Below are 25,147 nucleotides of genomic sequence, written 5' to 3'. Positions count from 1 at the left end.
CTCCTCGATCGAGGTCGGGATGAGAGTGCCCAGGCGTGCGGCGGAGGAGGAACACCGCCGCTTCCCGGTGGTAGTCCACCTCGAGACGCCAGTCGCGACGGTTCGAGGAGAGTAGCAACGGCTGGTGGTCACCGGCCGTTGCCGGACGGTGAACACCAGCCGATCAGGCTAGACGGGCTAGAACTCCGTCTGGATCCAGTCCATGTGCGAACGGAGCTCCTTGCCGACGTGCTCGACCTGCGTGTCGGCCTGCTCGGCGCGCATGCGCTTGAAGTTCTCCTGGCCGGCGCGGTTCTCGGCGATCCACTCGCGCGCGAACGTGCCGTCCTGGATCTCGCCGAGGATGCGCTTCATCTCGGCGCGGGTGTCGTCGTTGACGACGCGCGGACCGCGCGTGTAGTCGCCGTACTCGGCCGTGTTGGAGATCGAGTAGCGCATGCCCGCCAGGCCCTTCTCGTACATGAGGTCCACGATCAGCTTGAGCTCGTGGAGGCACTCGAAGTAGGCCATCTGCGGGTCGTAGCCGGCCTCGACGAGCGTGTCGAAGCCCGCCTGCACCAGCGCGGACGCGCCACCGCACAGGACGGCCTGCTCGCCGAAGAGGTCGGTCTCGGTCTCCTCCTTGAACGTCGTGTCGAACACGCCGCCGCGGGTGCAGCCGATGCCCTTGGCGTAGGCCAACGCCAAGTCCTTGGCCTTGCCGGTCGCGTCCTGGTGGATCGCGATCAGGCCCGGCACGCCGGAGCCCTCCGTGTACTGGCGGCGGACGAGATGGCCCGGGCCCTTCGGGGCGGCGAGCGCGACGTCGACGCCGGCGGGCGGCTCGACCTCGTTGTAGAGGACCGAGAAGCCGTGGCCGAAGAGCAGGAGGTTGCCCTCGGCGATGCCGTCCTTGACGTCGTCGTTCCAGACCTGGCCGTGCAGCTCGTCGGGGACGAGCAGCATCACGATGTCGCCGTCGCTGGCGGCGTCGGCGACGGACTTGACGGTCAGGCCCGCGTCCTTGGCCTGCTGTACGGACGCCGAACCCTCACGGAGGCCTACGACGACGTCGACGCCCGAGTCCTTGAGGTTCTGGGCGTGGGCGTGGCCCTGCGAGCCGAAGCCGATGATGGCCACGGTCTTGCCGTCGAGGAGGGTGAGATCTGCGTCGTCGTCGTAGTACATAGGACGGCGCAGTCTATGACGGGGCGCGCCCCGGCGGCCTTGCGGTGCTCAGCGTGGAACAACCCAGCTACGCCTCGGCGACGACGCCGAGGGCCCGGCCGGGCAGGGCGACGGTGCCGTCGGCCGCCACGTGCGACGACCAGCGTTCTTCGACGGCGTCGCGCAGCTTGTAGTGGTCGGCCGGTGAGAGGGAGGCGATGAGCGGGCGCATGGTGGAGGACATCTCGCGCAGCGTCTCCCACCAGGCGTCGAGGGACGGCGCCGCGAAGGTGAGGGCGATCGGCTCGACGGTCGGCGTGTCGAAGCCGGCGTCCTCGAGCAGCTCCTCGATCTTGCCGGGCGCGCTCAGGGCGAACGCGCCGGGCTGGTCGGCGGCGTCGGGCTCGACGAGGCCGAGCGCGAGCGCGGCGTCCGGCAGCGCCGCGAGCCACGGGTTCGCGTCGCTGGGCGCCCACACGGCGAGGACGACCTTGCCGCCGGGGCGCAGGACGCGGCGCGCCTCGCGCAGCCCGGCCTCCGGGTCGACCGCGTGCTGGTAGCCGAAGCGGCAGAGGATCCCGTCGAGCGTCGCGAGCTTCTCGTCGATCCACTCGAGCTCCATGGGCTTGAACTCGACGCCGGTCGTCACGCCCTTGTCCTCGGCGTGCTTGCGCGCCACCTCGACCATGGCCTCGGCGCCGTCGGTGATGATCATCCGGCCGCCGGGATGCAGCAGCTCGGCGGCGAGCAGGCCGACGTCGCCGCGGCCGGCCGCCAGCTCGAGCACGGTCTGGCCGGGCTGGGGCGCGAGCGCGTCGACCATCCAATGGGCGACCGGCAGCGCACCCGCCAGGTAGCCGTCGACCTTGCCCTCCCAGCCCGGGGCGATGGCCTCCCACCGCTCCCGCGCCGCCTCGCGCTCTGCTTCCGGATCGATCACGCCACGGTGAACCTACTGCGCCGCCAACTCACGCCGCACGAGCTTCCCGGACGGTGTGCGCGGGAGCGGATCGACCACCACCATGATGTCCTTGGGGACCTTGAAGCGCGCGAGGTGGGCCTGGCAGTGGACGAGCAGGTCCAGCGGCGTGGCCGTCGCGCCGTCGCGCAGGCGTACGAGCGCGACGACGGCCTCGCCCCAGACGTCGTCCGGACGGCTCAGGACGCCGGCCTCGGCGACGTCGGGGTGGGCCTCCAGCGCCGCCTCGACCTCGGCGGGCGCGACGTTCTCGCCGCCGGTGACGATCGTGTCGGCCCTGCGCCCGACGATCCGCAGCGTGCCGTCGTCGCCGTCCAGCGCGCCGAGGTCGCCGGTGCGCAGCCAGCCGCCTTCGTCGACCTGCGCGTCGGGCGACACGGTCGGCCCGCTGACCAGGATCTCGCCGTCGGCCGGGTCCAGCGCGACGCGCGTGCAGAACAGCGGGACGCCGGCGGTCGCGACCTGCGAGCACGCCTCGGTCAGCCCGTAGGTCGGCGCGACCCGGACGCCGGCGTCGGCGGCCCGGGCCAGCAGCGCGGGCGGCAGCGGCGCGCCGCCGAGCAGCGCCCAGCGCAGCGCGGGCGGGTCGGTCAGGCCGGCGTCGAGCAGGCGCGCGAGCGTCGTCGGGACGAGCGAGACGACGGTCGGGCCGGCGGGGTCGCGCAACGCGTCGAGCACGCGCTCGGTCGCGAAGCGCTCGTGCACGATCGCGGTCGTCCCGTAGATCGCGCTGCGCAGGAGGATCGACAGGCCGCCGACGTGCGACAGCGGCAGCGTGCAGAGCCAGCGCTCGTCCCGATCGAGGCCCAGCGCCACCGCGCTGCCCAGCGCGCTCCAGAGCCAGTTGCCGTAGGTCAGGCGGATCGGCTTCGGCGCGCTCGTGGTGCCGCTGGTGTGGACGAGGATCGCCGGGGCGTCGAGGTCGTGCGCGTCGCGCACGTCGGCGTCCGCCGCCGGGGCCGGCGGCTCGGCGTCGGCCAGCAGCACGTCCACCGCCGGACGCTCCGCCGCCGTCAGGCGCAGATCCAGCGGCACGACCAGCGCACCGGCCAGCAGGCAGCCGTGCAGCGCGACCGCGTAGTCCTCGCCCGGCGGGAGCGCCAACCCGACCCGCGCGCCGCGCGGCAGCCCCGCCGCCAGCGCCCGCGCACGCTCGTGCAGCTCGGCGTAGGACACGTCGTTGACCGCCCGCCGATCGGGGCGCTCGCGCGCGGCGCGTGTCAGCCAGGACTCGACCACCATGGCTCGGAAAGTAGCCTGCCTCTCCATGGCAGTGACCTGGACGCCCGGCGACGGCGAGTACACCGACATCCGCTACGAGAAGTCGGGCCCGCCCACCCCCGGCATCGCGAAGATCACGATCGACCGCCCGGAGGTGCGCAACGCGTTCCGCCCGCAGACGCTCGTCGAGGTCTCCGCGGCGCTGGAGCGCGCCCGGGAGGACGGTGACGTCGGCGTCGTCGTCTTCACCGGCGAGGGCCCGCACGCCTTCTGCTCCGGCGGCGACCAGAACGTCCGCGGCGACACCGGCTACATCCCCGAGGGCGAGAAGGTCGGGCGCTTCCACGTCACCGACCTCCAGGTCCAGATGCGGCGGCTGCCCAAGCCGATCGTCGCGTCGGTGGCCGGCTTCGCGATCGGCGGCGGCCACGTCCTGCACCTGTGCTGTGACCTGACGATCGCCGCCGACAACGCGCGCTTCGGCCAGACCGGGCCGCGCGTCGGGTCCTGGGACGGTGGCTTCGGCGCGTCCCTGCTGCGCGACCTGATCGGCACCAAGAAGGCCAAGGAGGTCTGGCTGCTCTGCCGCCAGTACGACGCCAAGCAGGCGTTGGACATGGGGTTGGTCAACGCGGTCGTGCCGCTGGAGCGCCTGGAGGAGGAGACGGTGTCGTGGTGTCGCGAGATGCTCGAGCTGTCGCCGTTCGCGCTGCGGCTCGTCAAGTCCTCGTTCCACGCCCATGAGGACGGCTACGCCGGCATCCAGCAGCTGGCCCACGACGCCAACCTGCTGTTCTACGGATCGGACGAGGCCAAGGAAGGGCGCGAGGCCTACAAGGAGAAGCGCCAGCCGGACTTCTCCGCGTTCCCGCGGCGGGCATAGGAGGCTGATCGACCATGGCTGACGCGATCTCCCAGCGCCCCTCCCCCGTCAAGATCTGGCTGCTCGCCGCGCGCCCGCGGACGCTGCCGGCCGGCGTCGCGCCGGTGCTCGTCGGGACCGCCCTCGCCGCCGCCGAGCGCTCGTCGCTGCGCGTCGGGGCGTTCATCGCCGCGCTGCTCGGCGCGGTGTTCATCCAGGTCGGCGCGAACCTGTCCAACGACTACTCCGACGCGCGCCGCGGCGCCGACACCGAGGACCGCCTCGGGCCGGTGCGCGTCACCGCCGGCGGCCTGGTCCCGCCGAAGCAGGTGCTCACCGCGACCTACGTGTCGTTCGGGCTCGCCACGCTGTGCGGCATCTACCTCATCGTCGTCGCCGGCTGGGTGATCCTCGCGATCGGCGCGGCGTCGATCCTCGCGGGCGTCCTGTACACCGGCGGCCCGCGGCCCTACGGCTACGAGGGGCTGGGCGACGTCTTCGTCTTCCTGTTCTTCGGCCTGGTCGCGGTGACCGGCTCCTACTACGCGCAGGTCGAGAAGCTCGAGTGGGAGGCGTTCGCGCTCGCGGTCCCGGTCGGGCTCATCGCCGCGGCGATCCTCGCGGTCAACAACATCCGCGACGCGCCGACCGACTCGCGCGTCGGCAAGCGGACGCTGGCCGTCCGCCTGGGCCGCAGCGCGGCGCGCTCGATCTACGCCGCCGAGATCTACCTCGCGTTCGCGATCCCGCCGATCGTGTGGCTGGCCGGCGGCGAGCACGTCGGGCCCTGGGTCCTGCTGACCTGGCTGTCGCTGCCGCTCGCCGTGCCGCTCGTCCGGACCGTGCGCCAGCACGACGACGGGCCGACGCTGAACGGGGCGCTGGCGAAGACGGGCATGCTGCAGCTGGTGTTCTGCGTGTTGTTGAGCGCGGGGCTGCTGCTGACGGGCTGAGGGCTGAGGGGCGCCGGCGTGGGTTGGCGCTCAGCGCGGGGCGTTGGTGGTGGCGCTCCGCGTTGAAGAGGGCATCGAGGGCGTGAGGTCGTCGATGGCGCCGACAGGGTCAACGTGTTCCGGTGTCCGCATGAGACACCTCATCACCGCCGACCCGTTCGTTCGCCCCTTCGCGCCCTGGCGCCCTCACGCACGCACCGCAGCACCACCAGCGCCAGAACTGAGCGCCAGCCAACGCCGGCGCTAGGCCACCAGCGCGACCGGCGACTTGTGCTCGCGGCCCGTCTCCTCCGCCCGCTGGAGCGCGAGCTGCAGGAAGGCCTTGGCGGCCGGCGGCTGGCGGCGACCCGCGCGCCACACCAGCGCCGTCGGCCACGTGAGCAGCTCGGGCCCGACCGGCCGGAAGGTGATCGCCGGCCCGGGCTCGAGGGCGATCGAGCGCGGCAGGACCGCGACGCCGAGGCCCTTGGCGACCAGCGCGCGGACGGCGCCCATCTCCGTGCAGATGAAGGCGTTGCGCGGCTGCAGGCCGAGCTTCGCCATCGCCTTCTCCAGGCGCAGGCGCAGCGCGGAGTTCTCGCGGTAGGTCACGAGGTCCTCGGCGGCCAGCTGCTCGTAGGTGACGTGGTCGTGCGCGCAGAGCGGATGCTCGGGCGGCAGCGCGACGACGAACTCCTCCTCGAAGACGAGGCTCGCCGCGAAGTCCTCGCCGAGCGCGTCGGGGTCGACGGCGGTGAAGGCGGCGTCGAGCTCGTCGGTCCGCAGCTGCTCGAGCAGCTCGTCCTGCGTGCGCTCGACCATGTGGATGGCGACGCCCGGATGGCGCGTGTGGAAGTCCGCGATGACGTCGGCGAGGTCGTACAGGCCCGTCGGGTACATGCCGCCGAGCTTGAGCTCGCCGCGCAGCAGGCCGCTCAGCTCCTCCAGCTCGTTCTGCAGGCCCTCGACCTCGTGCAGGACGCGGTGGGCGTAGTCGAGGACGAGGCGGCCCTCGGCCGTCAGCTCGACCGAGCGGCTGGAACGCGTGAAGACCTGGATGCCGAGCTCGGCCTCGAGCCGGCGGATCTGCTGGGAGATCGCGGACTGCGCCAGGTGGAGCTCCTCGCCGGCCTTCGTGAACGAGCCGTGCCGGGCCACGGCGGCGATGGTGCGCAGATGTCGGATCTCCATGCTCACGATCGTGGCACGGGATCGACCATATGTCGAAGTCACGTTCGCGAGCGCATCGATCACGCTGCGTGATGGATGGCGCCGGCGGGCGCGTGTGGCAGGCTGCACGGCGAGGGTTCCAATTGGAGGTCGCACTCGAGTCCGTCACCCATCGCCTGCGCACGCCGCTGGCCACGTCCTACGGCGAGGTCCGCGAGCGCGGCGCCTACGTGCTGTCGCTGACGACCGCCGACGGCGTCACCGGCTGGGGCGAGGCCGCGCCGCTGGAGGCCTACGACGGCGTGCCGCTGGAGATCGTCGGCGCGGCGCTGGAGCGCTACGCGGCGGTGCTCGCCGACGACCGCGGGCGCACCGGCCCGCAGCTGCTCGACGCGTGTCGCGAGGTCGCCGACCTGCCCCAGGCGCTGGCCGCGGTCGACATGGCGCTGTGGGACGCCGCGGGCCGGCGCGCGGGCAAGCCGCTCTGCGCGCTGCTGACCGACGAGTGGCTGGACGCCGTCCCGGTCAACGCCACGATCGGCGTGACCGACCGAGCCGGCGCCGCCGCGGCCGCGGCCGCGTTCGCCGACGAGGGCTTCGAGTGCGTGAAGGTCAAGGTCGGGATCGGCGACGACGCGGCCCGCGTGGCGGCGGTGCGGCGCGCGATCGGCGACGGCGTCGCGCTCCGGGTCGACGCCAACGGGGCGTGGTCGGTCGAGGAGGCCGTGCACGCGATCGACGTCCTGGGCCGGTCCGGGCTGGAGCTCGTCGAGGAGCCGGTGTCCGGGATCGCGGAGCTGCGGGCCGTGCGCGAGCGCGTCCCGGTCCGGATCGCGATGGACGAGACGGCCGCCGAGCACGGCGCGATCGCGTCGGCCGCGGCCGACGCGGTGTGCCTGAAGATCTCGCGCGCGGGCGGGATCAGCGCATTGCTGGCGCAGGCGATGCTGGTCCGAGCCACGGGCGCCGAGGTCTACCTGGCCTCGACGATCGACGGCCCGCTCGGGATCGCGGCGGCGGCGCACTGCGCGGCCGCGCTGAAGGTCGAGCTGCCCTGCGGGCTGGCGACGCTCGGGATGCTCGACGCGTCGGGCGACGCCATCCCGAACACCGCGCTGCCGATCAGCCACGGCCGGCTGCGCGTGCCGACGGGCCCCGGCCTGCTCGGCTAGGAGCGACTCATCTAGTTGCTGGGGTCCTTGGCGATGTCCAGGCGCCAGCGCAGGACGCGGCGCGCGCCGGCGTCGAGCTCGTCGCGGGGCAGCGCGCCGGATTTGACGGCTCGCTCGAGCCCGGCCGCCGCGCGCGCGCCGGCCGCGTAGGTCTGGGCGAACAGCGGCAGGTCGACGCCGGCGCGCAGCGCGAAGAACGCGAGCTGCGACGGCGTGCCGAAGCGGGCGACCGCCGCCGCCTGGAGGTCGTCGGTGATCGCGACGCCGGTGAACGCGTGGCGCCCGCGCAGCTCGTCGGTCACCCAGCGCCGCGAGAACGCCGCGGGGCGCGGGTCGACGCGCGGGTAGATCGCGGTGGAGATCATCACCGCGTCGGGCTTCAGCGCCCCGTACGGCGCGCCGTCGATCGCGCGCAGCGTGCTGAGCGGCAGGTCGACGCGGGCGGCCCCGTCGTCGGTGTTGATCGTCGCGGCGCCGAAGCCCGGGAAGTGCTTGGGCACGGGCTGCACGCCGGCCGCGGCGAGGCCCTGCGCGAACGCGCCCGCGCGCTGGGCGACCGTCTTGGCATCGCGGCCGTAGGTGCGGCCTTCGCGTTCCAGCGCCGCGCCGGGGCGCGCGACGTCCACGACGGGCGCGAAGTCGACGTTGACGCCGGCGCCGTGCAGCAGGCGGCCCGCGGCGCGGCCGTTGGCGCGGGCCTGCGCCGCCGTGCGGGTCTGGGCCGCGGAGGCCGCGGGCGGGCCGGGCAGGCGCCGGACGTCGCCGCCCTCCTGGTCGACCATGACCAGCAGCGGCGCGTCGACCGCGGCCGGCCGCTTGATGCGCTGCAGCCGGCCGACCTGGCGCCGGACGGCGGCGACGCTCGTGACGTTGCGCGAGAACAGGACGACGCCCGCCGCCTCGCCGCGCTGGATGCGCTTGACCAGCGCCGCGGGCGGGCGCGCGCCGGAGTAGGCGAAGACCATGCGCTGGCCGATGGCCTGGCGGAGGGTGAGGCGGGCGGCGCCGTCGTCGTCGTCCTTGGCCTGGCCGCCGTCCGCCGGGCCCGCGGCGGTCCGCTCGGCCGAGGCGGTGGTGGACTTCGCGGTCGCGCCGTCGCCGCCGCCGCAGCCGCCGGCGACGGCCGCCGCGACGAGCAGCAGGACGGCGAGCGGCGCGGCCCTCACGCGACCGCGCCCTCGCCGATCAGCGCGGCCAGCGCGACCGGCGCCTCGCGCGGGAGGCCGTGGCCCGCGCCGTCGATCACGTGGACGTCGGCGTGCGGCAGCCGCCGCCGGTACTGCTCGGCGAAGCCCACGAACTTCTCGTCGCGCGCGCCGGCGACGACCGTCACCGGCATCGTCAGCTCGGACACGCGATCCCAGAACGGCTCCATGTGCCCGCCGCCGATCGCGCGCAGCGCCGCGGCCAGGCCAACCGGGTCGTTGCGCAGCAGGTCCTCGCGCCACCACGCGGCCGCCTCCGGCGGCGTGCCGGCGAACAGCGGCTGCGCCATCCAATAGTCGGCGTACTCCGCGATCGTCATGCGCTCGAGGTCATCGGCGAACCGCTCGTCCTCGGCGATGCGCTGCCTGCGCCACTCCGCGTCGGCGATGCCCGCGGAGGTCGAGACGAGCACCAGGCGCCGCACCCGCTCGGGCGCCGCGAGCGCCACCTGCTGGGCCACGCGGCCGCCCATCGAGTACCCGCACAAGGTGAAGGCGTCGGGCGCGGCGGCCAGCACGTCGCCGACGCAGCCCGCGAAGGTGATCGGCCGCACGCCGGACTTCGTGCCGTGCCCGCGGAGGTCCGGCACGATCGGGCTGTAGGTTTCGTGGTCGAGCTCGGGCAGGACAGGGTCCCAGGCACGGTGGGTCCCACCGAAGCCGTGGAGCAGTACCAGTGTCTCGGGCATCGCCCTTATCTATCCCATGAGCGAGACCCGCGACACCTACCTGCTCCTGCGCGCCTTCGTCGACGAGCTGCACCGCGGCGGGGTCGCGGGCGCGTGCACCTCGCCCGGCTCGCGGTCGACGCCGCTGGTCCTGACGCTCGCGCGCGACGGCCGGCTGCCGGTCACCTCGCACGTCGACGAGCGCTGCGCGGCGTTCTTCGCGCTCGGGCTCGCGCAGGCGACCGGCCGGCCCGCGGCGCTGGCGTGCACGTCGGGGACGGCGGCCGCGAACTACGCGCCGGCGGTGATCGAGGCCGCCGAGGCGGGCGTGCCGCTGATCGTGCTGACGACCGACCGGCCGCCGGAGCTGCGCGACGTCGGCGCCGGCCAGACGATCGACCAGATCAAGTTGTACGGGTCGTACGCGAAGTGGTTCTTCGAGGTCGGGACGCACGCCGCGACGCCGGACCGGCTGCGCTGGATCCGCCAGCTCGCCTGTCGCGCGCTGGCGATCGCGACCGAGGGACGGCCCGGCCCGGTCCACCTGAACTTCTCGCTGCGCGAGCCGCTGGTCCTCGACCAGCCGCTGGACGGCGCGCCGGGCGACGGCGGCCGCGCCGGCGACGCGCCGTGGACGACCGTGACGCGTCCGCGGCAGGACGCCGCGCCGCTGCGCGACTGGCTGCGCGCGCAGACCGAGGCGCGCAACGGCGCGGGCGGGGTGGTCGTCGCCGGCCGCGGCGCCGACGGGCCGGCGCTCGCGCGGCTGGCCGAGGCGCTCGCGTGGCCGCTGCTGGCCGACCCGCTGTCGGGCGCCCGGACCGGCGGCGCGGCGATCGCGCACTACGACGCGCTGCTGCACGACGAGCGCTGGCGCGCCGGCGTGGTGCCGCGCTGCGTCCTGCGCGTTGGCGACCTCCCGACGTCCAAGCCGCTGCGCCAGTGGCTGGCGGCGCTGCCCGACGGCGTGGCGCAGATCGCCCTGGTGCCGGCGGGCCGCTGGCCGGATCCCGACGCGGCGCTGACCGACATCATGGCCTTGGACCCGTCCGCGGTGGGCGCGATCGACGAGGTCTGGCCGACCGACGCCGCGTGGCTCGGCCGCTGGCGCGACGCCGACGCGCGTGCCGCGGCAGCGATCGACGCGACGCTCGCCGGCCTCGACGAGCCCGGGATCGCGCGGGCGCTGGCGACCGACACGCCGGCGGGCGCCACCGTCGTCGTGGCCGCCTCGATGCCGATCCGCGACGTCGAGACGTTCTGGCCGGTCCGCGACCCGGCGCCGCGGGCGCTCGCCAACCGCGGCGCGAACGGGATCGACGGGACGATCTCCACCGCCTACGGCGTCGCCGCCGCACCCGGCGCCGGGCCGACCTACCTGCTGATCGGCGACGTCGCGCTGGCCCATGACGTCGGCGGGCTGCTCGCGGGCCGGCGCCTCGGCGTGCCGCTCACGATCGTGGTCGTCGACAACGACGGCGGCGGGATCTTCGACTTCCTGCCCGTCGGCCAGGCCGGCGGCCCCGAGTACGAGGAGCACGTCCTGACGCCCACGGGCATCGACGTGGAGCGCGCAGCGGCCCTGTACGGGGCGCGCTACCGCGCGGTGGAGGACCTCCCGCAACTGCGCGCCGCACTCGCGGCGCCGGCCGCGGACGGCACCACGATCCTGCACGCGCGCACCGAGCGCGCCGCCAACGTCGCGCTGCACCGTGGCGTCTGGTCCGCGGTGCGCGCCGCACTGGCGTGAAAGTTCTCGATCGGACAGGTGACGAACGTGACCAACCCGGGTAGGGTGCGGCGAGATGGTGTGGATCGTCGCCCTCACTGCCGGCTGGCTCGGTGCGTTCGTGATGCTGCTTGCGCTCACGACCGTGGCCGCACGCAGCGACCGCCCCACGCCCGATCACCTCGCGAAGATGCGCCGTTCGCGCGTCTGGCTGCCACCGCAGCCCGAGCGCGACCACCGGCTGCTGTAGCGCCGCGAGGCTCCGGTCCGCTCCGCGTCATAAGGTGTCGGCCGTGACGGACGGCGCCCAGATCTCCCTCCTCGGCGAGCCCTCGCCGGTGGCCACGGCGGCGCCCGAGGTCGCATCGGCGCCGCGGGTCACGTCGAAGGGCATCGCCGTCGGCGACATCGTGGAGATCGACCGCAAGGGCCGGCGCTTCCACGCGTTGGTCGAGGAGATCGAGCAGCGGGAGTCGGGGCGCTTCGACCTGGCGGTGCGGCCGCTGGACGCGCGCTCGACCTGGCGCACCGCGACGGTGCGGGACGTCGTCGCGGTCTGGCGTCGCGCGAAGGGCCCGGCGGTCAGCCCGCCAGCACCGGCAGCAACGCCTGCAACTTGACCTCGGTCTCGGCCAGCTCCGCCGCCGGATCCGAGTCGCGCACCACGCCGACGCCGGCGTAGCACCGCGCCACCGGCCCGCGCAGGAGCGCGCAGCGCAGGCCGACCACGAACTCGCCGTCCTCGTCGAGGTCGGTCCACCCCACCGGGCCCGCGTACCAGCCGCGGTCCAGGCCTTCGAGCGCCGGGATCAGCGGGGCGGCGACCGCCAGCGGCTCGCCGCCGACCGCGGGCGTCGGGTGCAGGAGGCCCGCCAGCTCGACGACGCTGACCGACTTCGACAGCTGCGCGCGGATCGGCGTGCCCAAGTGCTGGATGTTGGCCATCTTCACGACCTCGGGCTCGTCGTGGGCGGTGACCCAGACCGAGTAGGGCCGCAGCGTCTGCGCGATGCGGCGGGTGACGATCGCCTGCTCCTCGCGGTCCTTGGCCGACCGCATCAGGCGCTCGCCGAGGTGGTCGTCGACCGCCGGGTCGGCGCTGCGGCGCGCCGAGCCGGCCAGCGCGAGCGTCGCGGCGCGCTCGCCGTCGCGGCGGATCAGCAGCTCCGGCGAGGCGGCGACGAACGCGGCGTCGCCGCGGCCCGCGCACACGAGGTGGCAGGACGGGAACGCCTCGCGCAGGACCCCGAGGACCGCGGCCGGGTCGTGGTCGACCGGCGCGTGGACCTGGACCTCGCGGGCCAGGACGATCTTGTCGAGCTCGCCGGCGGCGATCCGGTCGACGCCGCGCGCGACCGCCTGCTCGTAGTGCTCGGGCGGCATCGCCGAGACGACGCGGTAGCGACCCGCCGGCGACGGGTCCAGCAGCGGGAGGCCGACGCCGTCGCGCAGCGACGCGGCGCGGGCAGCGACCCGCGCGACGAGGTCGTCGACCGTGTCGTCGGGCTGGGCCAGGACGCAGAAGGTGAGCCGGACGTCGTCGCCGCGCCGGACGAACGCGACCTCCGGGACGTGCAGCGACGCCGCCGCGAAGCCGGCCCACGGCGGCGACTGGCCGCCGTCGGGCGCGAACGCGAAGCCGCCGACCGCGATCGGCCCGCACCCGCGCGGGCCGTCCGGCGGATCGCACGCCGCGCGCGACGCCAGCGACCGCCACCGCTTGGCGACGGCCGTGAAGCGGTCCTTGCCCCCGGCCTCGATCGCCACCGCGACGCCGAGCGCCGCGACCGCCGCCCGATCGCGGTCCGGCTGCTCGAAGCAGAACCACGGTTCGCCGCCTGAGCCCTGCCCGGCAGCGATGCCGCCACGCGATCCGGCCGGTTCGCCGCCTGAGCCCTGCCCGGCAGCGATGCCGCCACGCGATCCGGCCGGTTCGCCGCCTGAGCCCTGCCCGGCAGCGATGCCGCCACGCGATCCGGCCGGTTCGCCGCCTGAGCCCTGCCCGGCGGCGGCGGCGCCACGCGATCCGGCGGCCTCGGCGCCACGCCGCGACGCCGCCACGACCGCGCTCGGGTCCACCTCGGTTCCGACGCGCACCGTGATGGCCGCCAACGCCTCGCCGCCGCGCCGCGCACGGCGTAGCGCCTCCTTCACCCTCCGGCGCAGCCGCTCCCGATCGTGGGACGACAGCGCGAAGCCACCCGAGGCGGCGGCGGTGGAGACCGAGGCCATGGACTTGCAGTCTAGGCCCCGGCCCTGTCGCGCGGCGCCCCGCTCAGGTCTCGCCGCGCCCGCGCGAGATCGCGATCTCGCCCGTCCGCATCATCTCGACCATGCCGAACGGGCGCAGGAGCGCCTCGAAGGACTCGATCTTGTCGGTCGTGCCGGTGATCTCGACGATGATCGATCGGCGCGTCACGTCCACGATCCTGCCGCGGAAGATGTCCGTCAGCTGGAGCACCTCCGCGCGCTGCGCGCCGTCGACGGCGACCTTGAACAGCGCGAGCTCGCGCGTCACGGTCTCGTCCGGCTCGAGATCGCGGATCTTGAGCACGTTGATGAGCTTGTGCAGTTGCTTGGTGACCTGGTCGATCGGGTGCAGCGCACCGTCCACCGTCAGCGTCACGCGCGAGATGTGCTCGTCGTCGGTCGGCCCGACGGTCAACGTGTCGATGTTGAACCCGCGGCGCGCGAACAGGCCGGCGATGCGCGTCAGCACGCCCGGCTTGTTCTCCACCAGGATGGTCAGGACGTGCTTGCGCCCCGACCGCATCTGGCCGCTCGCCTCGAGGTCCTCGAGGGAGAGCAGCTCCTTGGTTCCCGGATCGCCCATGTCCTCAGCCCACCATCTCGCGAGCGGCGGCGCCGGGCGCGATCATCGGGTACACGTTCTCCTCGCGGGTGACGCGGATGTCGACGAGGACCGGGCCCTCGGTCGCGATCGCCCCCCGCAGGTCGTCGACGAGCGTCTCCTTGCTCGTCAGCCGCAGCCCCGTGGCCCCGTAGGCCTCGGCGAGCTTGACGAAGTCCGGCGACTGCCCCATGTCGACGTGCGAGTAGCGGTTGTCCCAGAACAGCTCCTGCCACTGGCGGACCATGCCCAGGTAGCCGTTGTTCAAGATGAACACCTTGACCGGGATCCGGTTCTGGACGCAGGTCGCGAGCTCCTGCGAGTTCATCTGCACCGAGCCGTCGCCGGTGATGCAGACGACGGTCTCGTCGGGCATGCCGACGGCCGCGCCCATCGCGGCCGGCAGGCCGAAGCCCATCGTGCCCAACCCACCGCTGTTGATCCAGCGGCGCGGCTTGTCGAACTTGTAGTACTGCGCGGACCACATCTGGTGCTGGCCGACGTCGGACGTGATGATCGCGTCGCCGTCGGTCGCCTCGTAGATCGCCTGGACCGCCCGCTGCGGCTTGATCTCGGTGTCGACGCTGTCGGCGTAGTGCAGCGGGTGGCGCTCCTGCCAGCCGCCGATGCGCTGCCACCACTCCTCCAGCCGCGACGGGTCCGCGCCGAGCGCGCGGTACTCGTTGACCAGCTTGATGAGGATGTTCTTGGCGTCGCCGACGATCGGGATGTGCGCCGGGACGTTCTTGGAGATCTCGGCCGGGTCGATGTCGATGTGGATGAACTTGGCCCGCGGCGCGAACTCCGACAGCTTGCCGGTGATGCGGTCGTCGAAGCGGGCGCCGACCGCGCAGATCAGGTCGGCCTCGTCCATCGCGTAGTTCGCCGCGCGCGTGCCGTGCATGCCGAGCATGCCCAGGAACTGGTCGTGCGTGCCAGGGAACCCGCCCAGCCCGTTGAGCGTGTTGGTGACCGGGAAGCGATCGCTCGTCGCGAACTCGGTCAGCTCCTCCGCTGCGTCGGCCAGGATCACGCCGCCGCCCGCGTAGATGACGGGCCGCCGCGCGCTGGCCAGCGCCTTGGCGGCCTGGCGGATCTGCTTGACGTTGCCCTCGACCGTGACCTGGTAGCCCGGCAGGTGCACGTCGGTGACGGGCTCGTACGGGATGTCGGCCTTCGACAGGTCGGTCGGGATGTCGACGACGACGGGCCCCGGCCGGCCGGTGCGCGCGACGTGGAACGCCTCGTGCAGCACGCGCGGGATCTCGAGCGGGTGCTGGATCATCCACGAGTGCTTGACCGCCGGCATCGTGATGCCGAGGATGTCGGCCTCCTGGAAGCCGTCGGTCCCGAGCAGCTCGGTCCGGACCTGGCCGGTGATGAACACGACCGGGACCGAGTCCATCATCGCGTCCATGATCGGCGTGACGAGGTTGGTCGCGCCCGGGCCGCTGGTGCCCAGCGCGACGCCGACCTTGCCGGTCGCCTTCGCGTAGCCCGCCGCGGCGTGGCCGCCGCCGGCCTCGTGACGCACGAGGACGTGGCGGATGCCGGCGTCCACGAACGCGTCGTAGGTCGGGAGGTTCGCGCCTCCGGGATACCCGAATACGACGTCCACACCTTCTGCCTTAAGGCACTCCATCACGGCATCGACCGCTCGCATGCGCTTGACCTCCTTTCGAACCAGGTCCGGTGGTTGGGGCCGTCCATCCTACGCGGGCGCGACCGGCGGCAGGATCTCGGACTCCTCGGGGAAGTCGAGCTCCGACCCGCAGCGCGTGCACAACGCATCATGGATCATGCAGAGGTGGCCGCACGTCGGGCAGCGGCGCTGCGGCTCGTCGGTGTCGTACCGGTAGAGCACGGCGGCGGCCAGGCCGACGATCGGGAACGCGCCCGAGATCAGGAACCAGATGAAGAACGAGCTGCCCTTGATGCGCCCGACGATGCCGCCGGCGAGCGCGAAGGACATCGCGATGACGATGTAGACCATCGCGCCGGCCGATCAGAGGACGCGCAGCGCCCAGACCACCGCGACGATGCACAGGACGATCACGATGATCGTCGCGAGACCGGCGAGCAGGCCGATCACGAACTTCAGCAGGATCCAGGCGGCGATCGCCAGGACCACGAGCGCCAGGAGGCGCTTCAGCAAGGAAGGCTTGGCGGTGGTCTCGTCCATGCCCTACAGGCTAGTCCCTTGGCGGGGTCGATGACGCAGATCGGCGACCGCGGGCGCCCCCTCGGAGCCCGCGGTCGCCGGATGCGCTGTCTCGTCCCTCAGTCGTGACTACGACGAAGGTGCTCGTAACGCCCAGCCCCCGACGGCCGGTCGTTGACGTGCAGGCGGGCAAGGCGGTAGCGGCGGATGGCCGGCGCGTCCTGGCCCGACCCCAGCCGCGACCGCTCGCCGACGAGGATGATCCTCGAGAGCGGGGTTGCGGTGGCGGTGGTCATGGACATCATGGTGGCGCCCCGCGGGGCCCGCGCCCACCGCCAGGCGGTCGGAAGATGCCGGCGCCGACCCTTACACGCGGTCGAGGCGCCGCGCGGCGGCCAGGGCCGGGCGGGCCGCGCGCGGCAGCCGGCGGGCCACCCGCCAGCGCCCGCCGCTGAAGGCCATGTTGGCGACGGTCGCGAAGCCGACCTCGTCGGCGCGCAGCGCCAGGAGCAGGTGCGCGATGCGGTCCGCGCTCGGGAGGTCCGGCGCCGCGACGCGCACGCAGAAGCACGTGACGCGCCGGCCGCGGCCGCTGACCAGCGCCGCGCCCGCCTCCCCCACAACCCAGACGCCGAGGCGCCCGTGCTCGACGACCAGGCCGGTCTGCGCCTGCAGGGCGCGCGCGTCGTGGTCGAGCAGGTCGCCGAGCAGGCCGAGCGCGGTGCGCTCGGCGCCGGCGTCGGCGCTGCGGCCCTTCGGGCGCAGCAGGTTCGCGCCGCGCGCCGCGTAGAGCATGGGGATGATCCAGGCGTGGGCGAAGCTCGCCAGCGACACGGCGACCGCCAGCGGCTGGACGAGGAGCAGCACGACGCCGGCGCCGATGAACGGCACGACGTGGGCGAAGGTCGTCAGCGTCCACAGCGCGCCGCGCTTGCGCAGGCGCGCGGCGTCCATCGGCGCCCGCCAATGGACGGCCGCCGTCTCGGGCAGCGGCGCGCTCGGCGCGCTCGTGGCCTCCAGCGCCATCAGCCGCCGCTGATCGGCAGCCGCAGGATCACGAGGTCGGCGTCGAGCGGCAGCTCCTTGACCTGCTCGGCGTGGCCCGGGCCGGTCGTGACCATCGCGAAGTACCCGCGGTCCAACTGCGCGCGGAACGCGGTCACCGCCGCCTCGACGGCCGCGGGATCCTGGGCGTCCCACTCCGCCAACGTGGTGTGGCCGGTCCGATCCATGCGTACGAGACGAGACATGCCTACCTCCCAGTAGTGGCTCCACGCCCGATGGTAGAGGTCGCCCTCAGGTCCGTCACGCCAGCTGCCGATCACCGTGGGAAGGACCTCCACACCCGTGCCGCAACCGCCCGCATCGCGCCGGGCCGCCGTGCCGCTGATCGGCGTCGCGCTGGCTCTCATCTACGTCGTGGGCCGTCTCCTGCCCGGGATCGGGCACGACGGCCATCTCGCCGTGCGCTGGTACGGCGCGATCGCCCTCTACGTCGCGGCCGCCGCCCTCTGCCTCCTGCGCGCCCGCGCCATGGAGGAGGACCGCCGCGCCTGGACCCTGATCGGGATCGGCATCGCCTGCTACGCGCTGGGCACGACGTCGACGATCATCTCGCCGCGTCCGTCCGACGACCCGCCGGCCGTCGCCTACGTCTTCTGGTTCGCGTTCTACGCGACCGTCTACCCGGCGCTGCTGGGGCTGCTGCGCGCGCGGCTGCGCCCGTTCACGCTCTCGTTCTTCCTCGACGGCGTGCTCGGCGGCCTCACGGTCTCCGCGATCTGCGCCGCCGTCGTCCACCACGACCTCGACGGCATCGCGACCGGCAAGCTCATCGCGGGCCTGGCGTTCCCGTGCGCCGACCTCGTCCTCCTGAGCATCCTGCTGTGGGCGTGCGCGCTGAGCGGCTGGCGCGGCGACATCTGGCGGCTGCTGGCCGCGGCGCTGGCGCTGACCGCGATCGGCGACGTCGTCCAGGACCTCGACATGGCCCGCGGCACCTACTCCGAGCTGTCCGCCGCCAACGCGCTGTTCCCGCTCGCGCTGCTGACGATCGGCGTCGCCGCCTGGCGCCCGGCCCCGCCCGCGCGCCGGCTGCGGCCCGACAGCGTCGCGGTGCTCGCGCTGCCGCTGGCGTGCGTGGTCGCGACCGTCATCGTCCTCGCGATCAGCGACCCCGGCGACGCCGTCACGGTCGTCCTCGCGCTGCTCGCGCTGGCCGTCGCGCTCACGCGCGCGACGCTGACCTTCCGCGAATTGGGCCAGATGCACGAGGAGCGGCGCTTCGCGCGCGGCTTCGAGGAGGCCGCGATCGGCATGGCCTTCGTCTCGGTCCCCGACCTGCGCTGGCGCCGCGTCAACGCCACGCTGGCCGCGATGCTCGGCCGCACGCCCGAGGCGCTGATCGGACGCCCGATCGCCGACATCGTCCACCCCGACGAAGCGGAGCTCTCGCGCAAGAACCTCGCGCTGCTGTCGACCGGGACCGTGCCGCCGCCCTACGTGCGCCGCGCGGTGCGCCCCGACGGGGTCGTCGTCGACCTCGAGATCGCCAGCGTGCTGGTCGAGGGCGACGACGGCGCGCCGCTGCTCTTCAGCCAGATCCAGGACGTCACGGTCACGCGTCGCACCGTGCGCCACAACGCCGCGCTGGCGGAGCTGAGCCGCGTCGCGCTGGAGCAGCGCGAGGCGGGCGACCTGATCGACGAGGCGTGCGCGCTGCTGCGCACCGCGATCCCGGCCGACAGCGTCGAGCTGCATGCCGCGACGCCGGAGGGCGCCGGCGTCGCCGACGGCGTCATCAGCGCGCCGATGCGCCCGCGCAACGGGCTGCCGGCGACGCTCGTCGCCCACCGCGGCCCGTCGCGCCCGGAGTTCATCGAGGCCCACGCGCGGTTCCTGGAGGCCGCGGCCAACGTGCTCGGCTCCGCGCTGGACCGCGCCGCGGTCGAGGAGGAGCTGCGCACGCAGGCGCTGGAGGACCCGCTCACCGGGCTGGCCAACCGCTCCTACCTCGCCGCGCACGTCGAGCAGGCGATCGCCGGCGCGCTGCGCAGCGAGGACCACATCTCGCTCCTGCTGCTCGACCTCGACCGCTTCAAGGTCGTCAACGACACGCTCGGCCACGGCGCGGGCGATGAGCTGCTCTGCGCGGTCGCGGACCGCCTGCGCTCCACGATCCGGCGCGGTGACCTCGCCGCGCGGCTGGGCGGCGACGAGTTCGTCGTGGTCTGCGCGGGCGCCGGCGGCGCGCCGCACGAGGTCGCCGCGCTCTCGCGCCGGCTGCTCGACGCAGTCGCCGCGCCCTACGTGGTCGACGGTCGCGAGCTGCACATCAGCGCGTCCGCCGGGCTGGTCTTCGTCGACGGCCCAGACGTCACGGCCGAGTCGCTGCTGCGCGACGCCGACGTCGCGATGTACCGCGCCAAGGAGCACGGCGGCGCACGCTACGAGGTCTTCGACGCCGGCCTGCGCGCCCGCGTCGTGCATCGCCTGACGGTCGAGAGCGAGCTGCGCCACGCGCTGGAGCGCGACGAGCTGTCGCTGCGCGTCCAGCCCGTCGTCGACCTGCACCGCGACGAGGTCGCCGGCTTCGAGGCGCTCGTGCGCTGGGAGCACCCGACGCGCGGCACGATCGCGCCGGCCGAGTTCATCAGCGTCGCCGAGGAGACGGGGCTGATCGTCCCGATCGGCAAGTGGGTGCTGGAGGAGGCGCTGCGCTGGCTGGCCGAGCTGCAGGCCGCGGCGGGCCGGCCGCTGCGCATGAGCGTCAACCTGAGCGCGCGCCAGATCGCGCCCGGGCTGGTCGACGAGGTGCGCGACGCGCTCGCGGCGGCGGAGGTCCCGGCGCGCCAGCTGACGCTCGAGGTCACCGAGACGCTGATCGTCGAAGGCCCCGGCGCCGTCGAGGTGCTGGCCGCGATGCGCAGGCTCGGCGTCGCGATCGCGATCGACGACTTCGGCACCGGCTGGTCCTCGCTGGGCGCGCTGCAGCGCCATCCGGTCGACGTGCTCAAGCTCGACCGCTCGCTCGTCGCGCCGGCCGGCGCCTCGGAGTCCTCCGCCGCGCTGGCCCGCGCGGTCGTGGAGATGGCCCAGGCGCTCGGCCTCGACGTCGTCGCCGAGGGCATCGAGGACGCCGCGCAGCTGGCGGCCATGCGGGACCTCGGCTGCCCGCACGGCCAGGGCTACGTCTTCGCCCGCCCCGTGCCGCTGGCCGAGGCGATCGCGCTGATCGCGCCCGCCGAGCGCGTCGCCTAGAGCCCGAGCTGCTGGCGCACCAGCCGCGTGACTTCGCCGCCGTCCGCGCGGCCCTTGGTCTCGCGCATGACGTGGCCGACGATGACGCCGATCGGCTTCATGTCGCCGCCGCGCAGCTTCTCGGCGACGTCGGGGTTGGCGGCCAGCGCGGCCTCCACGATCGGCGCGAGCTCGTCGCTGCCGCCGACGGCGCCGAGGCCCTCGGCCTCGACGATCGTGGCCGGGTCGCCGCCGTCGGCGACGAGCTTGTCGAGCACCTGACGGCCGCCGGCCTGCGTGACCTGCTTGGCGCCGACCATCGACACCAACTTGGCGAACGCGCCGGGCGCGACCCGGGACTCGGCCGGGTCGGCGTCGGCGCCGATGCGCGACATGAGGTCGTTGGCGATCCAGTTGGCCAGCACCTGCGGGTCGACGGTCGTCCCGCCGTTGCCGGCGCCGACCGCAGCCTCGAAGTAGTCCCCCAACTCGGTCCGGAACGCGAGCAGGTGCGCGGAGTCCGCGGACAGCCCGAGGTCGCGCTCGAAGCGCTCGGCGCGCGCCAGCGGCAACTCGGGCAGCGCCGCGGCGGCGCGGTCGAGCATCGCCCGCGTGATCGCGACCGGCGTCAGGTCCGGCTCCGGGAAGTAGCGGTAGTCGTGCGCCTGCTCCTTGGACCGCAGCGAGGTGATGGACTCGGTCCGCGGGTCGAAGTGCAGCGTCTCCTGCTCGACCTCGCCACCGTCGCGCAGGATCTGCGTCTGGCGCGCGACCTCGGCGCGGATGCCGCGCTCGATGTAGCGGAACGAGTTCATGTTCTTGAGCTCGGTCTTGGTCCCGTACTCGGCGCTGCCGACCGGGCGGATGGAGATGTTGGCGTCGCAGCGCAGCGAGCCCTCCTCCATGTTCACGTCGCTGACGCCGAGGCGGCGCAGCGTCGCGCGCAGCATCCGCAGCCACTCGGCGGCGATCGTCGCGTCGCGCAGGTCGGGCTCGGTGACGATCTCGGCCAGCGGCGTGCCGCCGCGGTTGAAGTCCACGACCGAGGCGTCGGACGCGTGCAGGCGGCCGGACGCGCCGACGTGCACCAGCTTGGCCGCGTCCTCCTCCAGGTGGACCCGGTGGATCCGGACGTCGCCCAGCGTGCCGCCGAGGCACAGGGGCTCGTCGTACTGGGAGATCTGGTAGCCCTTGGGCAGGTCGGGATAGAAGTAGTTCTTGCGGTGGAAGATCGACCGCGGCGCGAGCTCGGAGCCCAGCGCCATCCCGATCATCAGCCCGTAGTGGATGGCCTGCGCGTTGGCGACCGGCAGGCTGCCGGGCAGGCCGAGGCACACCGGGCAGGTGTGCGTGTTCGGCGGGTCGCCGAAGCTCAGCGTGCACCCGCAGAACATCTTGGTGACGGTCGCGAGCTGGACGTGGATCTCGAGGCCGATGACGGTCTCGTACTCGACCTGCGTGGTGTCCGTGACGCTCATCGCTCAGACCCTCCCGGGAGTTGCGTCGAAGCCGATCGCCTGCTCCAGCGCGTAGGCCGCGCCGAGGATCGCGTTCTCGCTGAACGCCGGCCCGGCGATCTGGAAGCCGACCGGCAGGTTGTCGCTCAACCCGTTGGGGATCGAGATCGCCGGCAGGCCCGCGAGCGAGATCGGCACCGTGAACAGGTCCTCCAGGTACATCGCCAACGGGTCGGCGCTCTTGGCGCCCAGCTCCCAGGCGACGTTGGGCGCCGTGGGCGTCACGATCAGGTCGACGTCGGCGAAGGCGTTCTTGTAGTCCTCGGCGATCTTCGTGCGCACGCGCTGGGCCTTGCCGTAGAACGCGTCGTAGTAGCCCGACGACAGCGCGTAGGTCCCGAGCATGATGCGGCGCTTGACCTCGTCGCCGAAGCCGTCGTGACGCGTCCGGGTGTACATCGAGACGAGGTCGTCGGCCTCGACGCGCCGGCCGTAGCGGACGCCGTCGAAGCGGGCGAGGTTGGAGGACGCCTCGGCCGGCGCGATCACGTAGTAGGCGCTGATGCCGTACTCGGTATGCGGCAGCGACACGCGACGGATCGTCGCGCCGAGGGACTCGGCGAGCTTCAGCGTCTCCTCGAAGCGCGCGAAGACGCCGGGCTCGACGCCCTCGCCGGTCAGCGTGTCCGGGACGCCGAGCACGATGCCGTCGAGGCGGTCGCCGGACGGCAGCGCGATCGCGTCGGGATGCTGCAGCGACGTGGAGTCGCGCGGGTCGCGGCCGGTCATCTGGCCGTACAGGAGCGCCGCGTCGGTGACGTCGCGCGTCAGCGGACCGGCCTGGTCCAGCGACGACGCGAACGCGATCATCCCGTAGCGGGAGACCGAGCCGTAGGTCGGCTTGAGGCCGACGATGCCGGTCATCGCCGCGGGCTGGCGGATCGAGCCGCCGGTGTCGGTGCCCAGCGCCCACGGCGCCGAGCCGGAGGCGACGGCGGCCGACGAGCCCCCGCTCGAGCCGCCTGGGATCCGCGTGCGGTCCCACGGGTTCAGCGTCGGGCCGTAGCCGGAGTTCTCGTTGGACGAGCCCATCGCGAACTCGTCCTGGTTGGTCTTGGCCAGCAGCGGCGCGCCGGCGGCGGCGAGCTGGTCGACCACGGTCGCCGTGTACGGCGGCAGGTAGCCCTCGAGGATGCGCGAGCCGGCCTGGCTCGGCACGCCCGCGGTGCAGAAGAGATCCTTGACGGCGAGCGGGACGCCGGCCAGCGGCGCGGGCGCGCTGCCGTTGCCCGCCCGTGCCGGCGCCGCCTCGGCGACCCAGGTGTAGGCGTTGAGATCGTCGGCCGTCGCCTTGGCGCGGTAGGCCTCGAACAGCTCGGTCGCGTCGAGGTCGCCCGTGCCGATCGCGTCGGCCGCCTGCTTGGCGGTCAGCGTCGTGAGATCGGTCATGCCTGCGGGCTCGGGACGAGGAAGCCGTCGTCCTGCACGGCCGGCGCCTGCGCGAGCGCGACCTCGCGCGGCAGGCACGGGACCGGGAGGTCCTCGCGCAGCGCGTTGGCGACCTCGACGACGTGGCTCGTCGGCGCGACGTCGTCGAGCGTCAGCTCGCCGATCTTCTCGATGTGGCCGAGGACGGACGACAGCTCGGCGGCCATCTTCCCGACCTCGTCGTCGGTCAGCTCCAGACGGGCCAGCCGAGCGACATGGACTACCTGCTCGCGGTCGATCATGCAGCCGTCGAGTTTAGGAGAGCGGGCCGCTACGAGCTGCGCGGCCGGCCCTGCTCGTCGAGGTGGTCGCGCCAGGACCACTCGGGGTCGTAGCCGAGCAGGCGGCGGGCCTTCTCGATGGAGATGCCGCCGGCGTCGGGCCGTGCCAGCTCCCGCAGCGGGATCTTGTCCGCCAGGCCATGGCGGGCGAGCAGCTCGGGCAGCGTCAGCGTCGACGCCGCGTCGGGCGAGGCCGGCCGGCCCCGGCTCAGGTGCCCGGCGCGGTCCGCGCGGGCGGCGGCATGTAGGCCTGCGCCTCGGGCGAGTGCGTGCGCTCGTCGCGGAGCGAGAGGAAGCCGCCGAGCGGGATCAGGAAGGAGAAGACGAGGCCGAGGTAGGCCGGCCACTGCACGCTCAGCAGCTCATCGAAGCCGGTGGGCTGAGCGATCGTCACGCGCACGAGCAGGACCAGGAAGATGAGGCTGCCGACGAGCCAGCTCAGGACGGCGGCGCCGACGGGCCACGCCGGCGACGCGCGCTTGACCGTCATGTAGGCCAACACCCCGCCGCCGAAGATCTGGACGCAGAGCAGGACGATCATGAACCAGCCGAGCGTCGACCAGCCGGAGAGCGATCCAATCGAGAACGTCTCGATGTTGCCGCCTGGGGTCGCGGGCGCGTAGGTCGCCTTGCTGGCGCCGAACCAGTCGAAGAACAGCACCACGAAGAGCCCGACCGCGCCGGCGGCCGCGATCCACTCCCCGGCCCGCATCCGGCTCATGCCGGCGCGCCCTCCCGCGCGACCAGCTCGGCGGCGTTCAGCGTGTTGCGCAGCAGCATCGCGATCGTCATCGGCCCGACGCCGCCCGGGACCGGCGTGATCCAGGAGGCCGCGTCCTTGACGTCCTCGAAGTCCACGTCGCCGTGCAGGCCGTCGTCGGAGCGGTTCATGCCGACGTCGATCACGACCGCGCCCGGCTTGACCCAGTCGGCCTTGACCATCCGGTCGCGGCCGACCGCGACGATCAGGACGTCGGCCTCGCGGCAGACGCCCGGCAGGTCCTGGGTGCGCGAGTGCGCGGTCGTCACGGTCGCGTTGGCGCCGAGCAGCAGCTGGGCCATCGGCTTGCCGAACAGGTTGGAGCGCCCCACGACGACGGCGCGCTGGCCCTCCAGGGCGACGCCCGCCTCGTCGAGCAGCACCATCACGCCCGCGGGCGTGCACGGCCGCAGGCCCGCGCGCCCCAGCGCCAGGTAGCCGGCGCTCAGCGGCGTCAGCCCGTCGACGTCCTTGCGCGCGTCGATGAGGCCCGTGAGGTGGACGCCGTCGAGGTGGTCGGGAACCGGCAGCTGGCAGAGGATGCCGCTGACGGCGTCGTCGGCGTTGAGCCGCTCGATCAGCGCCTCGACCTCCTCGGTCGGCGTGTCGGCGGGCAGCTGATGGTGGAACGGCTCGATGCCGACCTCGCGCGAGGCCTTCTGCTTGCCGTTGATGTAGATCGCGCTGGCCGGGTCGTCGCCGACGAGGATCGTCGCCAGGCCGGGCGGGCGGCCGTGACGGGCGACGAACCTCTCGACGTCCCGGGCCACCTCCTCCCGGACCTTCGCCGCGATCGCCCTGCCGTCGATGATCTCCGCGCTCACGG

The 25,147-nt window shown here is 73.7% G+C and carries 26 protein-coding genes and 1 riboswitch; of the genes, 7 read left to right on the top strand and 19 right to left on the bottom strand.

All coding sequences use genetic code 11. The annotated features are described in order from the left end of the window. Positions 1-20: 20 nt before the first annotated feature. A riboswitch (ZMP/ZTP riboswitch) is annotated at positions 21-106 on the bottom strand. A gap of 71 nt (positions 107-177) precedes the next feature. The 3 genes from ilvC to DSM104299_RS12985 form a co-directional block, all read right to left on the bottom strand. Then, positions 178-1,167: a ketol-acid reductoisomerase gene (gene ilvC / locus DSM104299_RS12995; RefSeq protein WP_272477735.1), complete on the bottom strand. Its 990-nt coding sequence runs from the start codon at positions 1,165-1,167 to the stop codon at positions 178-180. A 67-nt stretch (positions 1,168-1,234) separates the two neighbouring features. Next, positions 1,235-2,086, bottom strand: coding sequence for a class I SAM-dependent methyltransferase (locus DSM104299_RS12990; RefSeq protein ID WP_272477734.1), 852 nt, complete (start codon positions 2,084-2,086; stop codon positions 1,235-1,237). Between the two features lie 12 nt (positions 2,087-2,098). Further along, positions 2,099-3,367, bottom strand: coding sequence for a class I adenylate-forming enzyme family protein (locus DSM104299_RS12985; RefSeq protein WP_272477733.1), 1,269 nt, complete (start codon positions 3,365-3,367; stop codon positions 2,099-2,101). Positions 3,368-3,392: 25 nt separating this feature from the next. On the opposite strand from DSM104299_RS12985, the gene menB reads away from it, so the two are divergent. Further along, positions 3,393-4,229, top strand: coding sequence for a 1,4-dihydroxy-2-naphthoyl-CoA synthase (gene menB / locus DSM104299_RS12980; protein ID WP_272477732.1), 837 nt, complete (start codon positions 3,393-3,395; stop codon positions 4,227-4,229). Positions 4,230-4,243: 14 nt separating this feature from the next. Further along, the gene (locus DSM104299_RS12975) at positions 4,244-5,161 is read left to right on the top strand and encodes a 1,4-dihydroxy-2-naphthoate polyprenyltransferase (RefSeq protein WP_272477731.1); all 918 of its coding nucleotides are present in this window, start codon (positions 4,244-4,246) and stop codon (positions 5,159-5,161) included. A 243-nt stretch (positions 5,162-5,404) separates the two neighbouring features. Here the strand turns inward: DSM104299_RS12975 and DSM104299_RS12970 are convergent, their stop codons facing one another. Then, a complete protein-coding gene (locus tag DSM104299_RS12970) occupies positions 5,405-6,331 on the bottom strand; it encodes a LysR family transcriptional regulator (RefSeq protein WP_272477730.1) in 927 nt (308 codons plus the stop codon). A 122-nt stretch (positions 6,332-6,453) separates the two neighbouring features. On the opposite strand from DSM104299_RS12970, the gene DSM104299_RS12965 reads away from it, so the two are divergent. Beyond that, entirely contained in the window at positions 6,454-7,482 is a 1,029-nt protein-coding gene (locus tag DSM104299_RS12965) for a mandelate racemase/muconate lactonizing enzyme family protein (RefSeq protein WP_272477729.1), read from the top strand. A gap of 11 nt (positions 7,483-7,493) precedes the next feature. On the opposite strand, the gene DSM104299_RS12960 is transcribed toward DSM104299_RS12965, so the two are convergent. Then, on the bottom strand, positions 7,494-8,648 hold the full coding sequence (locus tag DSM104299_RS12960; RefSeq protein ID WP_272477728.1) for a glycoside hydrolase family 3 N-terminal domain-containing protein: 1,155 nt from the start codon (positions 8,646-8,648) through the stop codon (positions 7,494-7,496). Further along, positions 8,645-9,376 carry an alpha/beta fold hydrolase gene (locus tag DSM104299_RS12955; RefSeq protein ID WP_272477727.1) on the bottom strand — a complete coding sequence of 244 codons (732 nt, stop codon included), beginning with the start codon at positions 9,374-9,376 and terminating at the stop codon, positions 8,645-8,647. Before DSM104299_RS12955 ends, DSM104299_RS12960 begins: the two co-directional genes overlap by 4 nt. Before the next feature lie 16 nt (positions 9,377-9,392). On the opposite strand from DSM104299_RS12955, the gene menD reads away from it, so the two are divergent. The 3 genes from menD to DSM104299_RS12940 are packed head-to-tail and all read left to right on the top strand — an operon-like array spanning position 9,393 to position 11,704. Then, positions 9,393-11,105 (top strand): 2-succinyl-5-enolpyruvyl-6-hydroxy-3-cyclohexene-1-carboxylic-acid synthase, encoded by a 1,713-nt coding sequence (menD, locus tag DSM104299_RS12950; RefSeq protein WP_272477726.1) that lies wholly within the window; start codon positions 9,393-9,395, stop codon positions 11,103-11,105. 55 nt (positions 11,106-11,160) lie between these two features. Beyond that, positions 11,161-11,334: a hypothetical protein gene (locus DSM104299_RS12945; protein WP_272477725.1), complete on the top strand. Its 174-nt coding sequence runs from the start codon at positions 11,161-11,163 to the stop codon at positions 11,332-11,334. A 43-nt stretch (positions 11,335-11,377) separates the two neighbouring features. Continuing rightward, entirely contained in the window at positions 11,378-11,704 is a 327-nt protein-coding gene (locus DSM104299_RS12940; protein ID WP_272477724.1) for a hypothetical protein, read from the top strand. Here DSM104299_RS12940 and DSM104299_RS12935 read toward each other — a convergent pair. The 8 genes from DSM104299_RS12935 to DSM104299_RS12900 form a co-directional block, all read right to left on the bottom strand. Beyond that, entirely contained in the window at positions 11,667-13,316 is a 1,650-nt protein-coding gene (locus DSM104299_RS12935) for an isochorismate synthase (RefSeq protein WP_272477723.1), read from the bottom strand. The genes DSM104299_RS12940 and DSM104299_RS12935 overlap by 38 nt on opposite strands. 43 nt (positions 13,317-13,359) lie before the next feature. Next, positions 13,360-13,917, bottom strand: coding sequence for an acetolactate synthase small subunit (gene ilvN, locus DSM104299_RS12930; protein WP_272477722.1), 558 nt, complete (start codon positions 13,915-13,917; stop codon positions 13,360-13,362). Between the two features lie 4 nt (positions 13,918-13,921). After that, positions 13,922-15,598 carry a biosynthetic-type acetolactate synthase large subunit gene (gene ilvB, locus DSM104299_RS12925; RefSeq protein WP_272477721.1) on the bottom strand — a complete coding sequence of 559 codons (1,677 nt, stop codon included), beginning with the start codon at positions 15,596-15,598 and terminating at the stop codon, positions 13,922-13,924. A gap of 48 nt (positions 15,599-15,646) precedes the next feature. After that, positions 15,647-15,928: a hypothetical protein gene (locus DSM104299_RS12920; protein WP_272477720.1), complete on the bottom strand. Its 282-nt coding sequence runs from the start codon at positions 15,926-15,928 to the stop codon at positions 15,647-15,649. A 12-nt stretch (positions 15,929-15,940) separates the two neighbouring features. Beyond that, the gene (locus tag DSM104299_RS12915; protein WP_272477719.1) at positions 15,941-16,117 is read right to left on the bottom strand and encodes a hypothetical protein; all 177 of its coding nucleotides are present in this window, start codon (positions 16,115-16,117) and stop codon (positions 15,941-15,943) included. Positions 16,118-16,215: 98 nt separating this feature from the next. Beyond that, positions 16,216-16,392, bottom strand: coding sequence for a hypothetical protein (locus tag DSM104299_RS12910; protein ID WP_272477718.1), 177 nt, complete (start codon positions 16,390-16,392; stop codon positions 16,216-16,218). Between the two features lie 70 nt (positions 16,393-16,462). After that, positions 16,463-17,122, bottom strand: a complete 660-nt coding sequence (locus DSM104299_RS12905; RefSeq protein ID WP_272477717.1) for a hypothetical protein — start codon at positions 17,120-17,122, stop codon at positions 16,463-16,465. Further along, positions 17,122-17,328, bottom strand: coding sequence for a hypothetical protein (locus DSM104299_RS12900; protein WP_272477716.1), 207 nt, complete (start codon positions 17,326-17,328; stop codon positions 17,122-17,124). Before DSM104299_RS12900 ends, DSM104299_RS12905 begins: the two co-directional genes overlap by 1 nt. A 115-nt stretch (positions 17,329-17,443) precedes the next feature. Between DSM104299_RS12900 and DSM104299_RS12895 the strand changes: the two genes are divergently transcribed. Further along, the gene (locus DSM104299_RS12895) at positions 17,444-20,356 is read left to right on the top strand and encodes a putative bifunctional diguanylate cyclase/phosphodiesterase (RefSeq protein ID WP_272477715.1); all 2,913 of its coding nucleotides are present in this window, start codon (positions 17,444-17,446) and stop codon (positions 20,354-20,356) included. On the opposite strand, the gene gatB is transcribed toward DSM104299_RS12895, so the two are convergent. The 5 genes from gatB to folD form a co-directional block, all read right to left on the bottom strand. Next, positions 20,353-21,813 (bottom strand): Asp-tRNA(Asn)/Glu-tRNA(Gln) amidotransferase subunit GatB, encoded by a 1,461-nt coding sequence (gene gatB / locus DSM104299_RS12890; RefSeq protein WP_272477714.1) that lies wholly within the window; start codon positions 21,811-21,813, stop codon positions 20,353-20,355. The two genes, DSM104299_RS12895 and gatB, sit on opposite strands and share 4 nt — an antisense overlap. Before the next feature lie 3 nt (positions 21,814-21,816). Beyond that, positions 21,817-23,241, bottom strand: coding sequence for an Asp-tRNA(Asn)/Glu-tRNA(Gln) amidotransferase subunit GatA (gatA, locus tag DSM104299_RS12885; RefSeq protein WP_272477713.1), 1,425 nt, complete (start codon positions 23,239-23,241; stop codon positions 21,817-21,819). Next, on the bottom strand, positions 23,238-23,522 hold the full coding sequence (gatC, locus tag DSM104299_RS12880; RefSeq protein WP_272477712.1) for an Asp-tRNA(Asn)/Glu-tRNA(Gln) amidotransferase subunit GatC: 285 nt from the start codon (positions 23,520-23,522) through the stop codon (positions 23,238-23,240). Before gatC ends, gatA begins: the two co-directional genes overlap by 4 nt. 247 nt (positions 23,523-23,769) lie before the next feature. After that, positions 23,770-24,282: a hypothetical protein gene (locus tag DSM104299_RS12875; RefSeq protein WP_272477711.1), complete on the bottom strand. Its 513-nt coding sequence runs from the start codon at positions 24,280-24,282 to the stop codon at positions 23,770-23,772. Next, the gene (gene folD / locus DSM104299_RS12870) at positions 24,279-25,145 is read right to left on the bottom strand and encodes a bifunctional methylenetetrahydrofolate dehydrogenase/methenyltetrahydrofolate cyclohydrolase FolD (RefSeq protein WP_272477710.1); all 867 of its coding nucleotides are present in this window, start codon (positions 25,143-25,145) and stop codon (positions 24,279-24,281) included. Before folD ends, DSM104299_RS12875 begins: the two co-directional genes overlap by 4 nt. Between the last annotated feature and the right edge of the window lie 2 nt (positions 25,146-25,147).

The organism is Baekduia alba, from assembly GCF_028416635.1.
GTDB classification, from domain to species: Bacteria; Actinomycetota; Thermoleophilia; order Solirubrobacterales; family Solirubrobacteraceae; genus Baekduia; species Baekduia alba.
The sequence above is the reverse complement of the archived record's forward strand: the minus strand, read 5'-3'. Positions and strand labels throughout refer to the sequence as shown.

Coding starts and splice junctions, on each gene's coding strand:
- ilvC (WP_272477735.1), bottom strand. CDS start 1,167: ATGTACTACGACGACGACGCAGATCTCACCCTCCTCGACGGCAAGACC.
- DSM104299_RS12985 (WP_272477733.1), bottom strand. CDS start 3,367: ATGGTGGTCGAGTCCTGGCTGACACGCGCCGCGCGCGAGCGCCCCGAT.
- menB (WP_272477732.1), top strand. CDS start 3,393: ATGGCAGTGACCTGGACGCCCGGCGACGGCGAGTACACCGACATCCGC.
- DSM104299_RS12975 (WP_272477731.1), top strand. CDS start 4,244: ATGGCTGACGCGATCTCCCAGCGCCCCTCCCCCGTCAAGATCTGGCTG.
- DSM104299_RS12970 (WP_272477730.1), bottom strand. CDS start 6,331: ATGGAGATCCGACATCTGCGCACCATCGCCGCCGTGGCCCGGCACGGC.
- DSM104299_RS12955 (WP_272477727.1), bottom strand. CDS start 9,376: ATGCCCGAGACACTGGTACTGCTCCACGGCTTCGGTGGGACCCACCGT.
- menD (WP_272477726.1), top strand. CDS start 9,393: ATGAGCGAGACCCGCGACACCTACCTGCTCCTGCGCGCCTTCGTCGAC.
- DSM104299_RS12945 (WP_272477725.1), top strand. CDS start 11,161: ATGGTGTGGATCGTCGCCCTCACTGCCGGCTGGCTCGGTGCGTTCGTG.
- DSM104299_RS12935 (WP_272477723.1), bottom strand. CDS start 13,316: ATGGCCTCGGTCTCCACCGCCGCCGCCTCGGGTGGCTTCGCGCTGTCG.
- ilvN (WP_272477722.1), bottom strand. CDS start 13,917: ATGGGCGATCCGGGAACCAAGGAGCTGCTCTCCCTCGAGGACCTCGAG.
- ilvB (WP_272477721.1), bottom strand. CDS start 15,598: ATGCGAGCGGTCGATGCCGTGATGGAGTGCCTTAAGGCAGAAGGTGTG.
- DSM104299_RS12920 (WP_272477720.1), bottom strand. CDS start 15,928: ATGGTCTACATCGTCATCGCGATGTCCTTCGCGCTCGCCGGCGGCATC.
- DSM104299_RS12915 (WP_272477719.1), bottom strand. CDS start 16,117: ATGGACGAGACCACCGCCAAGCCTTCCTTGCTGAAGCGCCTCCTGGCG.
- DSM104299_RS12910 (WP_272477718.1), bottom strand. CDS start 16,392: ATGACCACCGCCACCGCAACCCCGCTCTCGAGGATCATCCTCGTCGGC.
- DSM104299_RS12905 (WP_272477717.1), bottom strand. CDS start 17,122: ATGGCGCTGGAGGCCACGAGCGCGCCGAGCGCGCCGCTGCCCGAGACG.
- DSM104299_RS12900 (WP_272477716.1), bottom strand. CDS start 17,328: ATGGATCGGACCGGCCACACCACGTTGGCGGAGTGGGACGCCCAGGAT.
- gatB (WP_272477714.1), bottom strand. CDS start 21,813: ATGAGCGTCACGGACACCACGCAGGTCGAGTACGAGACCGTCATCGGC.
- gatA (WP_272477713.1), bottom strand. CDS start 23,241: ATGACCGATCTCACGACGCTGACCGCCAAGCAGGCGGCCGACGCGATC.
- gatC (WP_272477712.1), bottom strand. CDS start 23,522: ATGATCGACCGCGAGCAGGTAGTCCATGTCGCTCGGCTGGCCCGTCTG.
- DSM104299_RS12875 (WP_272477711.1), bottom strand. CDS start 24,282: ATGAGCCGGATGCGGGCCGGGGAGTGGATCGCGGCCGCCGGCGCGGTC.